The following is an 18,658-nucleotide window of genomic DNA, read 5'->3' as shown; positions in this document are numbered from 1 at the left end:
TTAGGGGCGATCGGGAAGACCTTGCAATTATAGTTCCCGCGCATTGCTGAAAGCAAATGACGACACCCGCCGTGTGTTCTCATCGAGGATCAGGCTGCGCGTGATCGGCGGCTCCGCGCGCTGGCTGCAATTCTCGCGCTCGCACAGCCGGCAATTGACACCGATCGGCGTCCCCTCGGTTTTTTCTAGATCAAGGCCGGCCGAATAGGCCAGCTTGCCGGCGTGGCGGATCTCGCAGCCGAGGCCGATGGCGAAGCGCGGTTGCGGCTGCGGATGCGGCGCTGCGGGCCGGCGTAGCGTCTGTGCGATGGAGAAATAGCGGCTGCCGTCGGGCAGTTCGATCACCTGGCTCAGCAGGCGGTCCGGCGTGTCGAAGGTCGAATGCACGTTCCACAGCGGGCAGGTGCCGCCGAATTTCGAAAACGGGAAGGTGCCCGACGAGAACCGCTTCGATACGTTGCCGGCATTATCGACGCGCAGCATGAAAAAGGGAACGCCGCGCGCATTCGGCCGCTGCAGCGTAGTGAGGCGATGACAGATCTGCTCGAAGCCGACATTGAAGCGCTGGCCGAGCACTTGCACGTCGTAGCTCAGCGCTTCCGCCGCAGCATGGAACGCCGCATAGGGCATCAGTGCGGCGGCTGCGAAATAGTTAGCCAGCGTGATGCGATAGAGCCGCCGTGTGGTGTCGTCGAGCGGCCCGGCGCGGCCGATGATGGTCTCGAAATGCGATGAGCACTCGACGAGGCCGATCTGGAAGGCGACCTGAAAGGCGCGGCCGGGCGCATCGATCATCTCCGAGATCAGCAATTGCCGGCGATGCCGGTCGAAACGTCTGAGCGTCTCGCGCATCACATCCACCGGCATGATGCGGGTGACGATCGAATACTTTTCGCGCAACCGTGTGCTCAGGGCAGCAAACAGATCCTGCGACGGCACATTGATCTCGTCGCGCAGGCCCTCGGCCGCCGTTTCGAGTTCGGGAAAGTAGTTACGGTTGGCTTCGATCAGGTCGCGCACGCGCTCGATCGGATTGGCCTCGAATGGCGCGCCTTCATGGCGATCGGCCATCTGCGCCGCCACCATGGTCTCGCCGCGCCGCGCTTCGGTATAAGCCGCATAGAGCCGCTGCAGCGCATGCGTGACGCCGGGACAGAGTTCGGCAAGGTCGCGCAATTCCTGTTTCGGCAAATCGATCTGGCGAAACAGCGGATCGGAAAAGATCTCGTTCAGCTCCGCGAAGAAGCGATCTTCATCCGCCGTCGCGAGATCGCGGAGATCGAGGTCGTAGGTCTCGGCGAGGCGCAGCAGCAACTGCGCGGTGACCGGCCGCTGGTTGCGCTCGATCAGGTTGATGTAGCTCGGCGAAATGCCGAGGCCCTCTGCCATCTGGGTCTGGGACAGGCCCTGCTGCTGCCGGATCCGCCTGAAGCGCGGCCCCACGAACAGCTTCTTGCCAGACTCGCCCGCCATCCGCGCCAATTCCTGGTTCCCCGAGTCGCCACTCGGTCGTTGATTGTGACAAAATTGACAAAATGACATTTATTACAAGTCGTGATGTTACATCACATCACCATTCAAACACAAGGCATCTGGTGGTTTTGCCTGACATGGCGTTATCTGTTCACACGGTGAATGCATCGCATGTCACGAATGTCGATTTAAGGAATGAACAGGAGCACGACATGTCACACGGTAGCAATTTCTGGGTCATCGGCGGCGAGTTCGGTTCGATGAACTTCCACAAGCTGGTTGAAGGCTCGGCCCAGGTGCAGGGCCCGTTCAAGACGCGCAAGCAGGCCGAAGAAGCCTGGAAGACCGTGTCGGAAGAGAATCGCCACCGCGCCGGCGTCCGCTTCTCCATCGTCGAAGAGCCGAGCCGCCAGGTCGCTTAGGACCGACGGTTCGCCTGAGGCTGAGACCCGAGCGGCGCCAGTGCCGCCGCTCGCCTCAAGCCTGTCGCTGATTTGCCCATAAGAAGACGTCCAAGGATATCAGCGGCCTCATCCGGGAAACCGGGTGGGGCCGTTGATGCGTTTAGCAGCCAAGCCTCTGGAAACAAACGGCCTTTTCGGAACTCGTGGTTACTGATAGGTTACTGCCCGGTGGATGGCGCGCTCAGGCAGCCAGAAAGGGGTCCAGCGTGGCGAGTAACGGGACGAAGCCTGTAGAGGAAGTCAGGCCGCAGCGACTGCGCGACGCGTTGCGTCAGGCCCGCATCGAGGCGGCCGATCGCACCGGTGTCGTCGTCGAGTTGCGCGATGCCGAAGTGGCGCGGCTGGAGATCCTCAACGAGGCGCTCGATTCGCTGTTCGCTGAAATCCCCCCGGGCGTGGAGATGTTCGACCGCGGCATCAGCCAGGGCGACACGCCGCGGCTGTGGATCGACATGGTGGCTCACGTGGTGATGGGCCGTGACAAGCGCATGTATCGCTTCGTGCAGGACACCCGCCATGGCCGCGTCGTGCTGGCCGAGGCGCATGACGTTCCGACCATCGTGAAGGCGGTTACCGACTATATCGCGCGCCGCATGATTGAGCGCGAGCACGCGCTGGCGACAATGCCGGCGCCGGAGGTGCCGCCACCGGTGAAGAAGCCGCGCAGCAGATTCTGGCCGTTCGTGTTCGGTGTGATTGTCGGCGTCGTGGGACTATTTGCGCTCGCGCTGTTCGTGTCCGTGCGCGGACATTAGTCACGCTACACCAGCATCGTCCGCGTCAGCTCGTGCACCATATTGCTGCCCCCGAATCCTCGCACCGTCTGCTCGCAGCGCCAGCGTTCGCCGTCGCGTTCGATGGCGAACAGATTGTAGGCGGCTGCCGGCTTGTGGCCGTGTGCAACCGATGATGCCGATGGCACGCCGATTGCGGGAATGCGCCGCTGTGGGCCGTCGAACCACATGGTCGAATGAATGTGGTCGTGGCCGTGCAGGATCAGTTCGACGCCGTGGCGCTTGAGCACAGCTTGCAGCGCTTCGGAATCCGTCAGTCGCTTCATTTTCTGCTTTGAGCGTAGTGGATGATGAATCAGCAATACGCGAAACAGATGAGCGTCGGCGAGGCCGCCAAGCATAATGTTGAGCGCCCTAAGCTGTGCGTCGCCGAGCGAGCCCGTCGCCATGAACGGCGCGGTTGGCACACTCGACGACACGCCGATCAGAGCCAGCGGGCCGCGGATACGCAGAAATGGAAAGCGCGTATCGGGGGTGCCGTCACTGCGCATATAGTCGCCGAAAGTCTCGGCGAAACGTTCGGGTGCTCCGCGCACATAGCCGTCGTGATTGCCGGGTACCAGCGAGACCTTGTCCGGTGTGCCGACGCTTTCGATCCAGCGGCGCGCGCGCGGGAATTCGGCATCCAGGGCGAGATTCACGAGATCGCCAGTGACGGCAATATGGTCCGGCTGCTGCGCCTGCATGTCGCTGACGATGACATCCAGCATGTCGCGGCGGTGGATCAGGTGCCGGTTACGCCGCCAGTTCAGATAGCCGAGCACGCGCTGCCCCAGGAGCTCGCGCCATTGCGGCTCTGGCATCGGCGGAACATGCGGATCGGACAGATGGGCGAGGGTGAAAGCGGTCATGAGAAGCGATCTGCCCCTGCGCGTATGTGAACAAGCCGGCTCAATGCGCCCTCATGCCTGTGAAATCCCTGCATGTTTTGGCAAGGTGGGGCATATGACGCAAGCACCCACCGTGTCGCCAGCCAGGAATTTGCCGCGATGACCTCACCGACGTTGCGGCAGCGGCTGGAGCCGACCCTGCGCAAATTCGTGCATCTGTATTTCCGCTTCGCCCGCGGCATGACCTTGGGCGTCCGCGCCGTGGTGCTGGACGCTGACAATCGCGTGTTTCTAGTCCGGCACACTTATGTCACCGGCTGGTATCTACCCGGCGGCGGCGTCGAAGTCGGCCAGACCTTTCGCGAGGCGCTAGACATGGAGCTGCGGGAAGAGGGGCGCATCGAACTCACGGGAGAGCCGGTTCTGCATGGTGTCTTTCTCAACAGTCACGTCTCGATCCGCGATCATGTGGCGGTCTATGTGGTCAGGCAGTTTCGGCAGGACTGGTTGCCCGACCCCAATCGCGAAATCGCCGAAACCGGTTTCTTCGCCCTCGATGCCCTGCCTCACGACACCACCGAGGGCACCCGGCTGCGGCTGGCCGAGATCTTCGACGGCAAGCCGATCAGTGCTACCTGGCGGGTCTGATCCCGTCCGCCCAGGCAATGGACCGCGCGCCCGCCAAATGCTATCCCGCCTCCCGACATGAATGACCTTTCTCTGACCATCCTGGCGGAAACCGCCAACGACGCCCAGATCATCGAACGGCTGCATGCCCGCACCTTCGGCCCGGGCCGTTACGTGCTATCAGCCTACCGGCTGCGTGAACATGTCGGTCATCTGCTCGATCTGTCGTTTACGGCACGGATCGGTACGCTGCTGGTCGGCTCGGTCCGGCAATTGCCGATCTGTGTGGGCGATACGCCGGCACTGCTGCTCGGGCCGCTGACCGTCGAGCCGCCATTCCGCAGCCGCGGCGTCGGCCGCAAGCTGCTGGACCGTGCCATCGCCGATGCGCGCAAGAAGGGCCACAAGCTCATCCTGCTGGTCGGCGACGAGCCCTATTACCGCCGGGTCGGCTTCAAGGCGATCCCTAAGGGCAATGTGACCATGCCGGGTCCGGTCGATCAAAACCGGTTGCTTGTGCTCGAGCTGGTGGAGGGCGCCGCTGTGGGTCTCGCCGGCGCCGTTCGGCCGGACTGGGACGCGGCGAAGTAAACCGCAACTGTCATTCCGGGGCGCGGGCAGCGCAAGCTGCACGCGAACCCGGAATCTGGAAGTGATAGAACCGCATGAGGTTCCGGGGCGTGCACTCAGCTGCGCTGAATGCACGCCCCGGAACGACGCTTACAATCAGAACTTCACACTCGCAAACGCCCGCACGTTCAGTCCGGGTTGCAGCACGTTGTCCTTGTTGTAGGACACCGCATTGCGAATGTTCTCGTTCAAGAGATTGTTGCCGACCACGCCAAGCGTCATTTCCTTGGCGCCGTAGATGCGCGGATCGAGCAGCGTCTTGTAGCTCACTTCCGCTTTCAGCAGGTTGTAGCCCGATGTCGGCGTCTCGGCGATCTCAGCGATGTCGTTCTGCGCGAAAGCGTGCAGCAAGTTCACGCGGGCGAACCAGTTGGCATCGCGCCAGAACAGACCGCCGCCGGCACGCACCGGCGGGATACGCGGCACATTGGTGCCGTCGCTGAAGGTCGCGCGGACGATGTCGGCCTGGGTCTCGATGCCCCACGTGCCGCCATAGATCTGCGCAACATCGAGTTGGCTCTGAAATTCGCCGCCGCGGAAGGTGGCGTCACGCTGCGAATAGATCGCCTGGTTCAGTTCGAGGCCAAGTCCCGCTTGGCAGACTCCATCTCCGCAGGTGTTGCCGGTCAGGCGGCGATAGATGAAGCCACTATACTGCGTGTAGTAGCCGGTGAGCTCGAAGCGGAACGGACCGGCGGCACGGCGCAGGCCGAGTTCGACCGACTTCGCCGTCTCGATGCCGAGATTGGGATTGCCAATGTCGAAGGTCTCGGTGGCATCATGTCCGCCGCGCGAGAACAGTTCGGCGGGCTTCGGTGCGCGCTCGGTATATTGCGCGGTGATGCTGGCGGAGAGCCCATACCAGGGCAGGTCCTGGATCAGGCCGATGCTGCCGCTCTTCGGCGTGAAGGTCAGGTTACGCCCGACAGCCGGCCCAATGGCACCGGGATCGGCATTGAGATCGAACTCGTTCGGGATCGACGATGGCGTCGTGCCTGACAGTTCGACATGCTCGATGCGGCCGGCGATCTGCGCCTTCGTGGTTTCGGTGAATTTGAACTCGTTGAAGCTGTAGCCGGCGACCCTTGTATTCTTGTTCGGATCCCACAGACCATTGAGCGGGCTGCCGATGTCATCGGGGCTCGGTGCCGTCAGCTCCTGATGATTGACCTGCAGGCCAAAGGCCGAAGTAATCGTGGCGAAGCGCGCGTTGAAGGGCATCATCTGCACTTCGAGCCGGCCTTCCTGTTCCTTGTTGGTGAAGGTCTGGCGCACGCCGTCAGACAAGAGATCGCTGGCGTCGGCAAGGCCGATCTCGTTGTGCTTGTAGTCCGTCGCGCCGACCCAGAAGCGGATCGCTTCGACCGCCGCGGCGTCCGGGCGATATTCGCCCTTCGCCGTGAACTTGGTTTGCTGGCCGGCGATACGGGTGCCGACCTGCGCGCCTTCAACGCCCGGAATGCGATAGGTCGTGTTGTTCTGTGTGATCGCCGCGCCGATATAGCCGCCGGTGAAGAAGTAGGAGCCGCCGACCGATGCGCCGGCCGACTGGTTAGCCGAGTTCGGTTGACGCCCGTTGAAGGCGAGGCCGGGCGCGGCATAAGGATAGCTCGGCACATTGTAGTCGCCGGCCTTGCGGCCATAGACATCGGCATGAACCGCGACATTGCCGCCGCCGGCATCGAGCAGGATGCCGCCATCAACACCGCGATCCACCGAACTGAAAGAGGTGCGGACTTCGGCATTCATGCAGCCCGGCGCCGCGAGACCGGCGACCGGCGCCTTCACCGGCATGCCGTAGCTCTGGAACGGCGCCGCCACGGCGCAGTTCGGCAGCGCGTCGGGAATGCGATTGTTTGATGAGCTGACCACGCCGCCGATCGATTGCGATCCGTAGCGCAGCGTCGCCGGGCCGCGGATCACCTCGACCTGATTGGCGGCAAACGGATCCACCGGCACGAAATGATCTTCGCCGAGGTCCGACGCGCCATTGCTTCCGATGCCGTTCTCGACGATGCCGACGCGGTTGACGTCGAGACCCCTGATGATCGGCCGGCTCGATGCGCCCGGTGCGTAGCCGGAGCCGGTGATGCCGGGCTTGTTGGCGAGCAGGTCGCCGAGCGTCGAGGCGCCAGAGCGGCGGATCTCGTCATTCGGCACCACGGTGACGGTGGCGAACTGATCGGTGACGATCGGCAGCTCGCCCTGTTGCGCCTGCACGGCCGGCTCTGCCTCGACCGGCACCGGCGCGGCATTGCGGTTCGGCGCGGGGCGCGTGACATGAGTATGCGCGGTGCGTGACGGCACCGGCTTGCGGCGCACGATCGGGCTTGGCGCGGTGACTTCCACGGCGGGAAGCTGCGTCTGCGCCAGCGCGGATTGCGGGAGGCAGCTCAGTCCCACCACGGCAGATGTGCCGAGCAGGAGGGCGCGCTTGAATTGAATCGACATAGGTTTGTCCTGACTTCACCGGCCGCGCGCTCGGGCGCTTGCGCCGGGACTCGCGGTGATGCGAATCTGACTTCGGTTACGCTGTTCGCGAGGAATTCGCGGCAGCGATCGTCAAAGGTCGTGTCAGGATACAGGAGGGCCGCGCGGCTGCGATGCGCCGCTGATGGCGTCGAGATGGTCGAACTCAGCCTCGGTGATCCGCTGCAGCAGGACGGCAGCCTGCGGCAACAGCAGCACCGGCGGCGCGGCGAACAGCGCTGTACCGGCCATCGCCATGACGGCGCAGATGGCGCAGGGATCAGCTGCGCGGTGATGGTGGTCAGTATCGGGAGCGGCCGGTGTTTGCGCAACGTCGCTGGCCGAGAGTGCCAAGGTGGCGTCGAGAGGGACAGCATGGACCGTCCCGCCGTGAACGTGGCCGGATGACAGAACGAGCTGCACCGCCAGCGCGAACAGCGCCAGCTTTGCCCCTTGTCTGATATTCGCGCGAAACCACTTCATGCCAATAGGCCGCCCCGCATCGGCTGGCGGAGAGGTCTGCCAGTACCGATGTTATAATGTAACATCGCGCGGTGAGGGGCGGGGTGTCAACGGCCAGTCATCTCCGGACACAGAAACCGCGCAGGCTGTGGGATTACGGCAACGCTTCGCGTCGATGGATGTTGGCCAATCCACGCTGATGATGAGAGGGACCGAAATTGCGCGTTACACCGTCGCGCGCCTTGCAATGGCTGTCGCATGTGCGCTGGCCAGCACACGCGCCGTCATCTTCTGAAATTGAAGCGCTGCCGGTGACAGGCTGCGGCCGGTCTGCTGAATCCAGGACAGTTGTCGCGTGATCGCCGGCCGCACGAGTTGGAAAGCGATCAGACCCGGATACTGCTCGGTCGGCATCATATAGGAGGGCAAGATCGCATAGCCGATGCCCTTCGCCGTCATCGAAAGCGCTGTGTTGATGAGCGACACTTCGTAGGTCGGGGTGAGCACCTTACCATCGCGCCCCAGCCGTCGGTCGATCTGTGCTCGGATCAGCGTGTCGCGGCGCATCGCGATGGTCGGCAGTGTCGCGAGTTCATCCCACGATAGCGTTTGCATCGCTGCGATCGGGCAGCCCGGCCAGCCGATGGCGCTGAGACGCCCTCTCACCAGAGGCGTCAACGTCACCTCGGGCACCGGGCCATCCACGCTGCCGATGGCGAATTCGGCGTCCGACGCGAGCAGCGCGCTTACAAGCTGATCGGATGCGACATCGCGCATGATGACATCAACGTCGGGATAAGCGGTGCGGAATGTCGCGAGCACTGCCGGCATGAGCGCGGAGGCTGCACCGGCCGATGCGACGAAGACGACTGTACCGCTCCGTGCTTCCGACAGGCTGCGCATCTGACGCGTGAGGCTGAGCGCGTCGCCCAACATACGCTCTGCGGCTCGGACCGCGTCGCGTCCGGCTGCCGTCGGTATACACGAGCGTGTCGTGCGGTCGAACATTGGCAGGCCCAACTGCAATTCAAGCTGGCGGAGCAGCAGGCTGACCGCAGCCTGGGTGATGTGAAGTTCTTGAGCTGCGCGCGTCATCGAGCCTGTGCGGCTGACCGCGACCAGTGCTTCCAGTTGGCGAAGGGTGATATTCATGAGGTAATTTTATCAATCAATACTGGAAAAGCGACTTCTCTTATCAAGAGTTGCGGCTAGCTTCAACGTAACGCGCGCAGACGCGGTCGAGGGAGCCAGCCATGCTAGACTATGAGACATCCGTCGTTATCGTCGGCGCAGGGCCTGTGGGCCTCACTGCTGCTCTGGACCTCGCATCCAGAGGGATAGACGTGATCGTGCTCGAGACGCGGCACGCCGGCGAGCCGCCCAATGTCAAATGCAACCATGTTTCGGCGCGATCGATGGAGGTTTTTCGCCGGCTTGGCATCGTGACCCAATCCGCGACGCCGGTCTGCCGCCCGACTTTCCCAACGATTGCTCGTATCGCACCACCGCAACGGGCATCGAACTCAGCCGGATCGTCATTCCGTCGCGCGCCACGCGCTACACCGCAACGGATGGACCCGACACGTGGTGGCCGACGCCTGAACCTCCGCACCGGATCAACCAGATCTATCTGGAGCCTGTTCTGTTTGCGAACGCGGCCGCCAATCCCAGGATCACGATCTTGTCCCGCACCGAGATGGTGCATTTCGATCAGGACATATCGGGCGTCTCGGTCAAGGCCCGTGGGCTCGATGAGGACCGATCCTTCACCATCCATGCCCGTTTTCTCGTTGGATGTGACGGCGGCCGCTCATTGACACGCAAGCTGATCGGCGCGTCATTTGTCGGAACGCCTGTGATCCAGCGGGTTCAATCGACCCTCATCGATGCGCCGGATCTGAAGACCCTGATGCAGCCCCACACACCGGCCTGGATGGTGCTGGCCCTCAACCCGCGCCGTACCGGCACTGTCGTTGCCATCGACGGGCATGACCGGTGGCTGATCCACAATCACCTCAAGCCGGGCGAGCCGGAATTCGACTCGGTCGATCGCGACTGGTCCATCCGTACAATTCTGGGTGTCGGGCCTGATTTCAATTACGAGGTCGTCAGCAAGGAAGACTGGGTAGGGCGCCGTCTTGTCGCCGATCGCTTCCGCGACCGCCGCGCCTTCATCTGCGGGGATGCTGCGCATCTGTGGATGCCTTACGCCGGCTATGGAATGAACGCCGGCATCGCGGATGCGGTTTCGCTCTGCTGGATGCTTGCAGCGCATCTCAACGGCTGGGCGGATGCCGGTCTGCTCGATGCCTATGCGGCCGAACGTCAGCCGATCACCGATCAGGTGTCGCGGTTTGCGATGGAGCATGCGCTGGCCAGCATCAGCCAGCGCGGTGCCGTGCCTGCGGTGATCGAGGAAGACAGCGAAGCGGGTGCGGCGGTGCGTGCCGCGGTCGGCCGTGCCGCCTATGATCTCAACGTGAAGCAATACTGCTGCGCGGGGCTCAATTTCGGTTACTTCTATGATCAGTCACCGGTCATCGCCTATGATGGCGAGGCGCCGCCGGCCTATACGATGGGCGATTTTGAACCCTCGACGGTGCCGGGCGCCAGAATGCCGCATGTCTGGCTGAGCGACGGCCGTTCGATCTTTGACGCGATGGGGCCCGGCTATACGCTTTTGCGCTACGATCCGGCTTGCGACGTGACTGCGTTGAGAGAGGCGGCGCGCCGCAACGGAGTTCCTCTGACGCTGATCGATCTGTCGATAGCGGACGTCGATGCAGGGCAACCCGCTGAAGCATTGCTGCTGGTGCGGCCGGATCAGCATATTGCCTGGCGTGGTCGCCTCCCTCCGCCGGACCCCGACGCGTTGATTGATCTCATCACGGGCAGAACCGCGTCTACGCATCGGGGCGCAGCCGCGCACCAAAACTCAGCCTCGCATACTGTTTCGGGAGCAATCGCATGACTGTATTCGCTCCGACACGCAGGATGTTGCTTGCAGGCGCCGCCAGTTCGATCGTGGTCGGTACGACGACGCCCGTGTGGGCCGCCTATCCTGACCAACTCATCAAGATTGTCGTCACCTTTCCGCCAGGCGGCAGCGCCGACATCTTCATTCGTGCGCTTGAGCCGGTGATCGCTGCAGACCTGAAGCAGGGCTTCATCATCGAAAATCGTGGCGGCGCGGGCGGCAATATCGGTATGCAGGCGGTGGCGCAGGCGAAGCCTGACGGCTACACCTTAGGCGTGGCGCCGGCAGGCGCATTGACCATCAACCCTCATATCAGCCCGGCGACGTCTTTCGATCCGATCAAGGATCTGGCGCCGATTGCGCTGCTCGCCGATATCCCGTTTGTGCTGGTCGCAGCGCCTGACGCCCCATTTGCCACACTGAAAGAGGCGCTTGCGACTGCTGCTGCAAAGCCCGGGCAACTATCGGTGGGATATGGCGGCAACGGCACCGTGATGCACATGACGGCTGCGCTGTTTCTCCAAACAACGAATGTCAAACTGACGCTCGTTCCCTATCGGGGCACAGGGCCTGCGGTGACCGATGTCCTTGCCGGGCATATCCCGCTTGCGGTGTTGGACATCCCCAGTTCGCTGGAATTGATCCGTGCCGGCCGACTGAAACCACTTGGCGTCACCAGCGCCAAGCGCGTGCCGTTCCTTCCCGAAGTGCCCACACTCGATGAGCAAGGTGTTGCCGGGTTTGAATCGACGGGCTGGTTCGGCCTCGTCGCTCCCGCCGCGACACCTGGCGACATCGTGACGCGCTTGAATGCCGCATTCGTCAAGGCTCTGGGAGATCCGGACGTGATCGAGAAGCTGCGGACGATCGGTGCACAGCCGGCACCAATGACGCCGGAAGCCTTCGCCGCCTATATCCGCTCGGAAAGCGCCAAATGGGGGCGTCTCACGCGGGAGATGAATCTGGCGGCGCAATGACCTGCGCCGCCATTGGTTCGTACTATCGGCTCTCTCGCAGCCACGTCGCGGCGAATGCGCCGAGCAGCAGCAGCAGCCCGATCAGGCCGGCAAACATCGGCAGCACGCCGACGCCGCGGACCACGCTGGCATCGCGCATATGCACGCCCATCCAGCCGTCGCCACGGAAGACGGTCGAGGAGCGCACCGGCACGATGCGCGGCAGCTCGACGCCCGAGCCTTCATTGATCCGTCGGGCGTCGCCACCACTGGCCTGCGCCAGCGGCTTCAGCATCTCGGTGGTCGAGGTGACCTCGGAGAATTCCTTCGGGTTGATCGGGCCGACATTGATCAGCGCCTTCAGCGTGCCGTCGGTGGCCTGCCACAGGCCGAGTTCATCGGCCGGCGTGGTCGCGCGCCACAGACCGGGCTCGCCGGCTGACAGCGTCAGTTCGCGGGTCTTGCCTGATGGTGAGGTCACAGTCACGGGCTGCACGGCGTCGCCCATGGTCTGGCGCAGCACAACGAGATCCTTGCCCTGACTCTGCAGCTTGAGTGCTTCCTCGTCGAGATCCGGCTGCTTCATCAGCCAGTGCGACGTGCGACGAAGCAGATCAAGATGCGGGCCGCCGCCTTCATAGCCGCGCGCCCACAGCCAGATGTGATCCGACAGCAGCAGCGCGACGCGGCCTTCGCCGGACCGCGACAGCAGCAGCAGCGGCTGGCCGTCGGCGCCAGTCATCACAGGCGGCGTGGTGGTGTTGCGGGTCTCGACGGTGCGGAAGAAGCGGCTCCATTTCGGTGGCTCGGAATTGGAGCCTTCGAGCCCGCGCGTCACCGGGTGACGCTTACCGATATCGCTGAGATGCGCATAGAACGGCTTCTCGCTGACACCGACGGGTTCGGCAGGGAGCACCGAATCCAGCGGTGTGCGCCAGATCGAGGTGTTCGACGCATAGTCGGGACCAGCCGACACCAGCACGGCGCCGCCGGCGCGGACATAGCGCGCGATATTGTCGAAATAGGCGATCGGCAGCACGCCCTGGCGGGCATAGCGATCGAAGATGATCAGCTGGAATTCGTGAATCTTCTGCTGGAACAGTTCGCGGGTCGGAAACGCGATCAGCGAGAGCTCATTGATCGGCGTACCGTCCTGCTTCTCCGGCGGGCGCAAAATCGTGAAGTGCACGAGATCGATCGACGCGTCGGACTTCAAGAGGTTGCGCCATGTGCGCTCGCCGGAATGCGGCTCGCCGGAGACCAGCAGCACGCGGAGTTTGTCGCGCACGCCGTCAATGGCGACCACGGCGCGGTTGTTCACCAGCGTGAGTTCGTTGTCGAGCGGCGAGGCTTCGATCTCGACGATATTCGGGCCGGCATGTTTGATGTCGATATCGACTGACACGGTCTGGCCCGACAGCACCGTGCGCTCGCTCAGCGTATCGCCGTCGCGGCGGATGGCGACACGGGCGCGCTCGCCGGTGACGCCCTGATCGTCCAGGCGAAACGTGACGCGTTGCGACTGGCCGACAATACCGAAGCGGGGCGCGGCGGTGATGGCAATGCGGCGATCGCGTTCGTCCTTGCGGCCGGTGATCAGCGCATGGACCGGCGCATTGAAGCCGAGACCCGCGACATTGGCCGGAATATCGTGAACGCGGCCATCGGTGATCAGGAAGGCGCCGGCGACGCGGTCGGTCGGGACGTCGGAGAGAGCGGAGGACAGCGCGCCGAACAATTTGGTGCCGTCGGTTTCGCCATCAGCCTGTCCGGCTTCGACAACGCGGACCTCGAGGCCCTTGACCTGCTTCAGCCGGTCGACCAGCTGCTTCTGCGCTTCCTCGGTTTCCTTGGTGCGCTCGCCGAAATTCTGGCTCGGGCTCTTGTCGATGACGACGGCGGCGACCGATGTGAGCGGCTCGCGCTCCTCGCGCGTAAATGATGGATTGGCCAGCGCCAGCAGGATCAGCGCCAATGCGGCCACACGCACTGCAGCACCGCGTGCACGGCCGAGCAATAGCAATGCTGATATCGCGACGATGGCGGCGAGGCCGATCCACAGTACGATGGTCGGAACGAGAGGCGTAAACGCGATGCCGTATTGCATGTCGCGCTCCTACTGTCCGAGACGTTCGATAAGCGCGGGCGCGTGCACCTGATCGGCCTTGTAGTTACCGGTCAGCGTGTACATCACGATGTTGACGCCGGCGCGGAACGCGAATTCGCGTTGCCGCGGTTCGCCGGGCGTCAGCGGCAGCATAGGCTGGCCGTCCGGCCGCATTGCCCAGGCTCCGGCGAGATCGTTCGAGGTGATGATGATCGGCGACACGCCGTCACCGCCACGGGCCGGACGCGAAGCGGCATCGTCGCCATCGTCGCGCGGCAGGGTTTCGACCCAGGTCGGTCCGGAATTGAAGCGGCCGGGGAAGTCGCGCAGCAGATAGAAGGTCTTGGTCAGTACGTGTTCACGCGGCACCGGCTCGAGCTCCGGCACATCGAGCGAGGACAGGATATTGCGTAGCGTCAGCATGCCGGGCGTCTGCGACTCGCCGTTCGGTCCGGGCGGGGCTTCGACCGCGTCGCGGGTGTCGAACAGCACCGTGCCGCCTTGCTTCATATAGACGTCGATGCGGTTGATGGCTTCCTGCGGCGGCTTGGCCGCGCCGGGAATGATCGGCCAGTAGATCAGTGGGAAGAATGACAGTTCGTCGCGAGAAGGATCGACGCCGACCGGCTCACCGGCTTCCAGCGCGGTACGCTGCGCGAGAAACAGCGTCAGTCCGGTCATGCCCGACTTCACGATCGAGTCGACATCGGCATTCCCAGTAACGACGTAGGCGAGACGTGTCTGCGACACGGCCTTAACGGCGAAATCGTCACTGGCTGGATCGGCCCGCGATGGCACCGGCGATCCCATGACGGTGCCGAGAGCGAATGCCACGGCGAGGGCCGCCGAGACGGCACGGCGGCGGAACATGGCGGCGATGGCACCGCCGAGCAGCGCGACAATGATCGCGTCCACCAAAAACAGCGCCAGCGCCGTGGAGAGCAGGATGCCGCGAAGGTCGCGAGGTTCGGCATTGGTGTAGCTGGCGCGGTTGGCCTTCAGGCCTGAGAAATCGATAGGCTCAATGCGATCGGCCGATGCCAGTGCATTCACCGCGAGCGGGCCATCGGCAGGGCCATAGAAGCCCGGCGGGTGATCGAGCGTGGCGCGGTCGCGATAGTCAGCGGCGAGCGGCTTGGCCGTCGATGGCGGCGGGGTGAAAGCACCGAAACCATCAAGGGTGCGCAGCGGCGCAACCGTTTCCGCGCCGGTCTCGCCGGCGACACCTGCGCCGGGCGTGGACGTATAGCCGGAGATATCGACGACCCTGCGCAGCATTTCGACGAAGGTGCCAGACAATGGCAGATCGGACCAGCGCATATCGGCGCTGACATGGAACAGGGTGACGAGACCTTTGCCGCGGCGTTCGCCGGTGACCAGCGGCGTGCCATCGACCAGCGACGCCCAGCTCTTCGAGGCCAGCGCAGCGTTCGGCTCTGCGAGCACCTGGCGGTTCACGGTGATGTCTTTCGGCACAGGGAGGCCAGCGAATGGGCCATCGGCGGCGAAGGACGCCAGATGTTGCGGCTTCTCCCAGGTCAGGCTGCCGCCGAGGCTGCGGTCGCCGCGGCGCAGTTTCACCGGGACGAGATCGTCGTCGCCTTGCGCGAGGCGTGGGCCGGCGAAGCGTACCAGCACGCCGCCCGCATCGATCCAGGCATTCAGACGCTCGCGGATTTCCGGCGACAGCGTGCCGACATCGGCTAGCACGATCATCGGAAGTTTCTGGTCCAAAAATTGCGTGATCGCCTGCTGCGGCGCGCCGCGATCGCCGAGGCGGACGTCAGCGAACGGCGCCAGCGCGCGCGTTAGATAGAAGGTCGAGGCTAGCAGCGGCTGCGCGGTATCATTGGTCGCGCCCGAGACGATGCCGATGGCGCGACGGCGCCAGCGCTTGTCCAGCAGTTGCACGGCGCCGGCGGAGCGTTCGCCGGTGATTTCAAGCCGCGCGATGTCGTTGCGCAGTTCCACGGGCAGATCGAACGAGGCTTCGGTCTCGCGGTCGTTTGGCGTGAACAGGAATTTGGCTTCGCCAACCGGCGACCCCTTCTGGTCGAGACCGCGGACCACGCCGCCATCCGGGCCGCCGCTATTGGCGCGCAGCACCTTCACGGTCATTTTCGCCGCGGCATTTTCCGCTGCGACCAGCGCATGGGCCGGCGTGGCGCCGCCGTCATAGATGGTCAGCGTGCGGTCGCCGATGGTCTTCGCAAGGCCTTGCGTGAAGTCAACGCCACGGCCGGTATCGACACCATCCGAGAGCCAGACAATCTCGCTGTCGCCGGTGGCTTTCAAAAAGCGCTCCAGCGCCGGCAGTGTATCGACGCGGTCGATCGCATAGGGCTTCGGCGAGAGCTGACGCAGCGCGACGCGGGCGGTGCCGCCGGGCAGCAGCGTGACGTCGCGGTTGGGCTCCGACAGCGGAACAAGGGCCACGCCGCGGCGATTGCTGTCGGCATTGGCAATCAGCTCATCCGCCGCCTTGACGCGAGCGTCCCAGCTCGCCGCGGCGCTCCAGCCATCGTCCAGCAAAATCGCAAGCGGTGCATTGCTGCCGGCCGTGCCGGTCTGCGGATTCCAGATCGGGCCGGCGGCAGCGAAGATGATGAGCGCCGCAGCCAGCAGGCGCAGCAGCGTCAGCCACCAGGGCGAGCGCGAGGGGGTTTCTTCCTTCGGCGTGATATCGAACAGCAGACGTGTCGGCGGAAACGCGATGCGCTGCGGGCGCGGCGGCATCACGCGCAGCAGCCACCATAGCACCGGGAGACTGATCAGGCCGAGCAGCAGCAGCGGTTGGGCGAAGGCGAGCGGGAAGCCACCGATCATGCTGAACGTCCTGCCTTGACCATGCCGCCGCCCGCAGATTTGCTGACCATCATGCCGCCATGCAGGAACAGCAGCAGCTCAGCCGCCGAGCGGCTGGTGGTGTGTGTCGAGAACAGCCAGCCGAGCTTGGCGGTTTCAGCGCGGATTTCCTCGCGATGCGCGGCGACGCGGGCCAGATAGTCTTCGGCCCAGGTCTGTGCACGGCCGGCGGTGATGACATTGCCGCTTTCGGGCTCGACGAATTCGACGCGGCCGGAATAAGGGAAACTCTCCTCGGCGGGATCGACGACCTGCACCAGCGCGCCATGCGCGCCGGATGACGACAGACCGGCCAGCATCTCCTTGATCTCCGGCATCGGCGACCAGAAGTCGCCGAGCACCACGATCTCCGCCAGCGCCGACGGCACAAACGACGGCGGCAGGCTGGCGCGGTTTGTCGTGTCGTGCAGCATCGCCTGCGCCATCTTGTCGATGACACTGCGGCTCGAGGTTGGATTCATCAGGCCGGGCACGCCGACGCGTTCACCGCCAGCCACCAGCAATTCAGCCAGTGCGAAGGTGACGATAAGGGCTCGTTCGAGCTTGCTGTCGCGCGCGCCCTTGGAGGCAAAGGCCATCGACAGCGACCGGTCGGGCCACAGCCAAACTGTGTGCGCGGCTTCCCATTCCTGCTCGCGGACATACAGATGATCGTCGCGCGCCGAACGGCGCCAGTCGACATTCTGCGACGGTTCGCCGGAGACGAAGCGGCGATATTGCCAGAAACTTTCGCCATGGCCCGCACGGCGCCGGCCATGCAGGCCATGGATGACGGTCGCAGCAATGCGCCGGGCCTCCAGCACCAGACGTGGCAATGACGCAGCAAGCGAACGGCTTTCACCATCGGCGCGGCGGACTGCGATGATCTCCTGCGTGGCGTGATCCGGCGCTGCGGCCATTAACCGATCCGCGTCTTGAGCTGACGGATGACGTCGGGGACTGTGCGACCTTCGGCACGCGCCGAGAAGGTCAGCGCCATACGATGCTTCAGGATCGGTTCGGCGAGATAGAGCACGTCGTCGATCGACGGCGCGAGACGGCCATCGAGCAATGCACGGGCACGCACTGCCAGCATCAGGGACTGTGACGCGCGAGGACCTGGGCCCCAGGCGATCAGCTTGCTGGCATCGCCTGCGTCCGGTCCCGGACGTGCCGAGCGCACCAATGTAAGAATCGCTTCGACCACGCTGTCGCCGACCGGCAGACGGCGGATTAGGCGCTGCGCGGTAATCAGCGTTTCAGCGGTCACGGCAGCCTTGGCGATGGTTTCTTCGGCGCCGGTGGTTTCGAACAGGATGCGGCGTTCAGCATCGCGATCCGGATAATCGACGTCGATCTCCATCAGGAAGCGATCGAGCTGCGCTTCCGGCAGCGGATAGGTGCCTTCCTGTTCCAGCGGATTCTGCGTGGCCAGCACATGGAACGGCTTCGGCAGATCGTGCCGGGCGCCGGCGACGGTGATGTGCTGTTCCTGCATCGCCTGCAGCAATGCGGATTGCGTGCGCGGCGAGGCGCGGTTGATTTCGTCGGCCATCAGAAGCTGTGCGAACACAGGTCCCGAGATGAAGCGGAACGAGCGCTTGCCGGCGACGCTCTCGTCGAGCACTTCGGCGCCGAGAATGTCTGAAGGCATCAGGTCGGGGGTGAACTGGATGCGCTTGGCATCGAGGCCGAGCGTGACGCCCAGCGTTTCCACCAGCTTGGTTTTGGCGAGGCCCGGAACACCGATCAGCAGCGCATGGCCGCCGGACAGGATGGTCACCAGCGTGTTTTCGACGACGCGTTCCTGGCCGAAGATGACAGTGGAGATAGCTTCCTTGGCGGCGCGCATCTGGCCAGCCACCTGTTCCGCGGAGCGGACAATCACGTCTTCGAGTTTCTCGACACTGTCAGCGCCAGCCATCCATTGCTCCTTCGGGTGAACGGCGCCTGAAATACGCCGCCGCATTTGTCGTCACGCCATCTTAGTATTCCATGGACCTGATGCTAAACTTAAGCGAAGGC

14 protein-coding genes and 1 pseudogene are annotated in these 18,658 nt (G+C 63.9%); 6 read left to right on the top strand and 9 right to left on the bottom strand.

All coding sequences use genetic code 11. The features are described from left to right. Positions 1-27 precede the first annotated feature (27 nt). Positions 28-1,473, bottom strand: coding sequence for a helix-turn-helix domain-containing protein (locus CHC01_RS03750; protein WP_089262572.1), 1,446 nt, complete (start codon positions 1,471-1,473; stop codon positions 28-30). A gap of 212 nt (positions 1,474-1,685) precedes the next feature. Here CHC01_RS03750 and CHC01_RS03745 point away from each other — a divergent pair, with 212 nt between their 5' ends. Both CHC01_RS03745 and CHC01_RS03740 read left to right on the top strand, forming a co-directional pair. Further along, positions 1,686-1,895, top strand: a complete 210-nt coding sequence (locus tag CHC01_RS03745; RefSeq protein WP_068733054.1) for a DUF4170 domain-containing protein — start codon at positions 1,686-1,688, stop codon at positions 1,893-1,895. 248 nt (positions 1,896-2,143) lie between these two features. Then, a complete protein-coding gene (locus CHC01_RS03740) occupies positions 2,144-2,692 on the top strand; it encodes a hypothetical protein (RefSeq protein WP_089262570.1) in 549 nt (182 codons plus the stop codon). A gap of 5 nt (positions 2,693-2,697) precedes the next feature. Here CHC01_RS03740 and CHC01_RS03735 read toward each other — a convergent pair whose 3' ends face one another. Further along, positions 2,698-3,582 (bottom strand): metallophosphoesterase family protein, encoded by an 885-nt coding sequence (locus tag CHC01_RS03735; protein WP_089262568.1) that lies wholly within the window; start codon positions 3,580-3,582, stop codon positions 2,698-2,700. A 138-nt stretch (positions 3,583-3,720) separates the two neighbouring features. On the opposite strand from CHC01_RS03735, the gene CHC01_RS03730 reads away from it, so the two are divergent. After that, entirely contained in the window at positions 3,721-4,209 is a 489-nt protein-coding gene (locus CHC01_RS03730; RefSeq protein WP_089263637.1) for an NUDIX domain-containing protein, read from the top strand. 57 nt (positions 4,210-4,266) lie between these two features. Continuing rightward, positions 4,267-4,779, top strand: coding sequence for a GNAT family N-acetyltransferase (locus CHC01_RS03725; protein ID WP_089262566.1), 513 nt, complete (start codon positions 4,267-4,269; stop codon positions 4,777-4,779). Positions 4,780-4,914: 135 nt separating this feature from the next. Here the strand turns inward: CHC01_RS03725 and CHC01_RS03720 are convergent, their stop codons facing one another. From CHC01_RS03720 to CHC01_RS03710, 3 genes are all read right to left on the bottom strand, one after another. Continuing rightward, positions 4,915-7,269 (bottom strand): TonB-dependent receptor, encoded by a 2,355-nt coding sequence (locus CHC01_RS03720; RefSeq protein ID WP_089262564.1) that lies wholly within the window; start codon positions 7,267-7,269, stop codon positions 4,915-4,917. Positions 7,270-7,392: 123 nt separating this feature from the next. Then, positions 7,393-7,770 (bottom strand): hypothetical protein, encoded by a 378-nt coding sequence (locus CHC01_RS03715; protein WP_089262562.1) that lies wholly within the window; start codon positions 7,768-7,770, stop codon positions 7,393-7,395. Between the two features lie 204 nt (positions 7,771-7,974). After that, on the bottom strand, positions 7,975-8,901 hold the full coding sequence (locus tag CHC01_RS03710; protein WP_089262560.1) for a LysR family transcriptional regulator: 927 nt from the start codon (positions 8,899-8,901) through the stop codon (positions 7,975-7,977). Between the two features lie 101 nt (positions 8,902-9,002). On the opposite strand from CHC01_RS03710, the pseudogene CHC01_RS03705 reads away from it, so the two are divergent. Next, a pseudogene (locus CHC01_RS03705) lies at positions 9,003-10,720 on the top strand (FAD-dependent oxidoreductase). Next, positions 10,717-11,703 (top strand): Bug family tripartite tricarboxylate transporter substrate binding protein, encoded by a 987-nt coding sequence (locus CHC01_RS03700; RefSeq protein ID WP_089262558.1) that lies wholly within the window; start codon positions 10,717-10,719, stop codon positions 11,701-11,703. The pseudogene CHC01_RS03705 and the gene CHC01_RS03700 overlap by 4 nt, the downstream one beginning before the upstream one ends. A gap of 22 nt (positions 11,704-11,725) precedes the next feature. On the opposite strand, the gene CHC01_RS03695 is transcribed toward CHC01_RS03700, so the two are convergent. The 4 genes from CHC01_RS03695 to CHC01_RS03680 are packed head-to-tail and all read right to left on the bottom strand — an operon-like array spanning position 11,726 to position 18,557. Then, positions 11,726-13,789, bottom strand: a complete 2,064-nt coding sequence (locus CHC01_RS03695; protein WP_089262556.1) for a hypothetical protein — start codon at positions 13,787-13,789, stop codon at positions 11,726-11,728. Between the two features lie 9 nt (positions 13,790-13,798). Continuing rightward, positions 13,799-16,612: a DUF4159 domain-containing protein gene (locus CHC01_RS03690; protein WP_089263636.1), complete on the bottom strand. Its 2,814-nt coding sequence runs from the start codon at positions 16,610-16,612 to the stop codon at positions 13,799-13,801. Then, positions 16,612-17,553: a DUF58 domain-containing protein gene (locus tag CHC01_RS03685; protein ID WP_089262554.1), complete on the bottom strand. Its 942-nt coding sequence runs from the start codon at positions 17,551-17,553 to the stop codon at positions 16,612-16,614. Before CHC01_RS03685 ends, CHC01_RS03690 begins: the two co-directional genes overlap by 1 nt. Next, positions 17,553-18,557, bottom strand: a complete 1,005-nt coding sequence (locus CHC01_RS03680) for an AAA family ATPase (RefSeq protein ID WP_089262552.1) — start codon at positions 18,555-18,557, stop codon at positions 17,553-17,555. Before CHC01_RS03680 ends, CHC01_RS03685 begins: the two co-directional genes overlap by 1 nt. Between the last annotated feature and the right edge of the window lie 101 nt (positions 18,558-18,658).

This window comes from Tardiphaga sp. OK246, from assembly GCF_900188215.1.
Lineage (GTDB): Bacteria > Pseudomonadota > Alphaproteobacteria > Rhizobiales > Xanthobacteraceae > Tardiphaga > Tardiphaga robiniae.
This window is presented reverse-complemented; position numbering and strand designations above follow the sequence as displayed.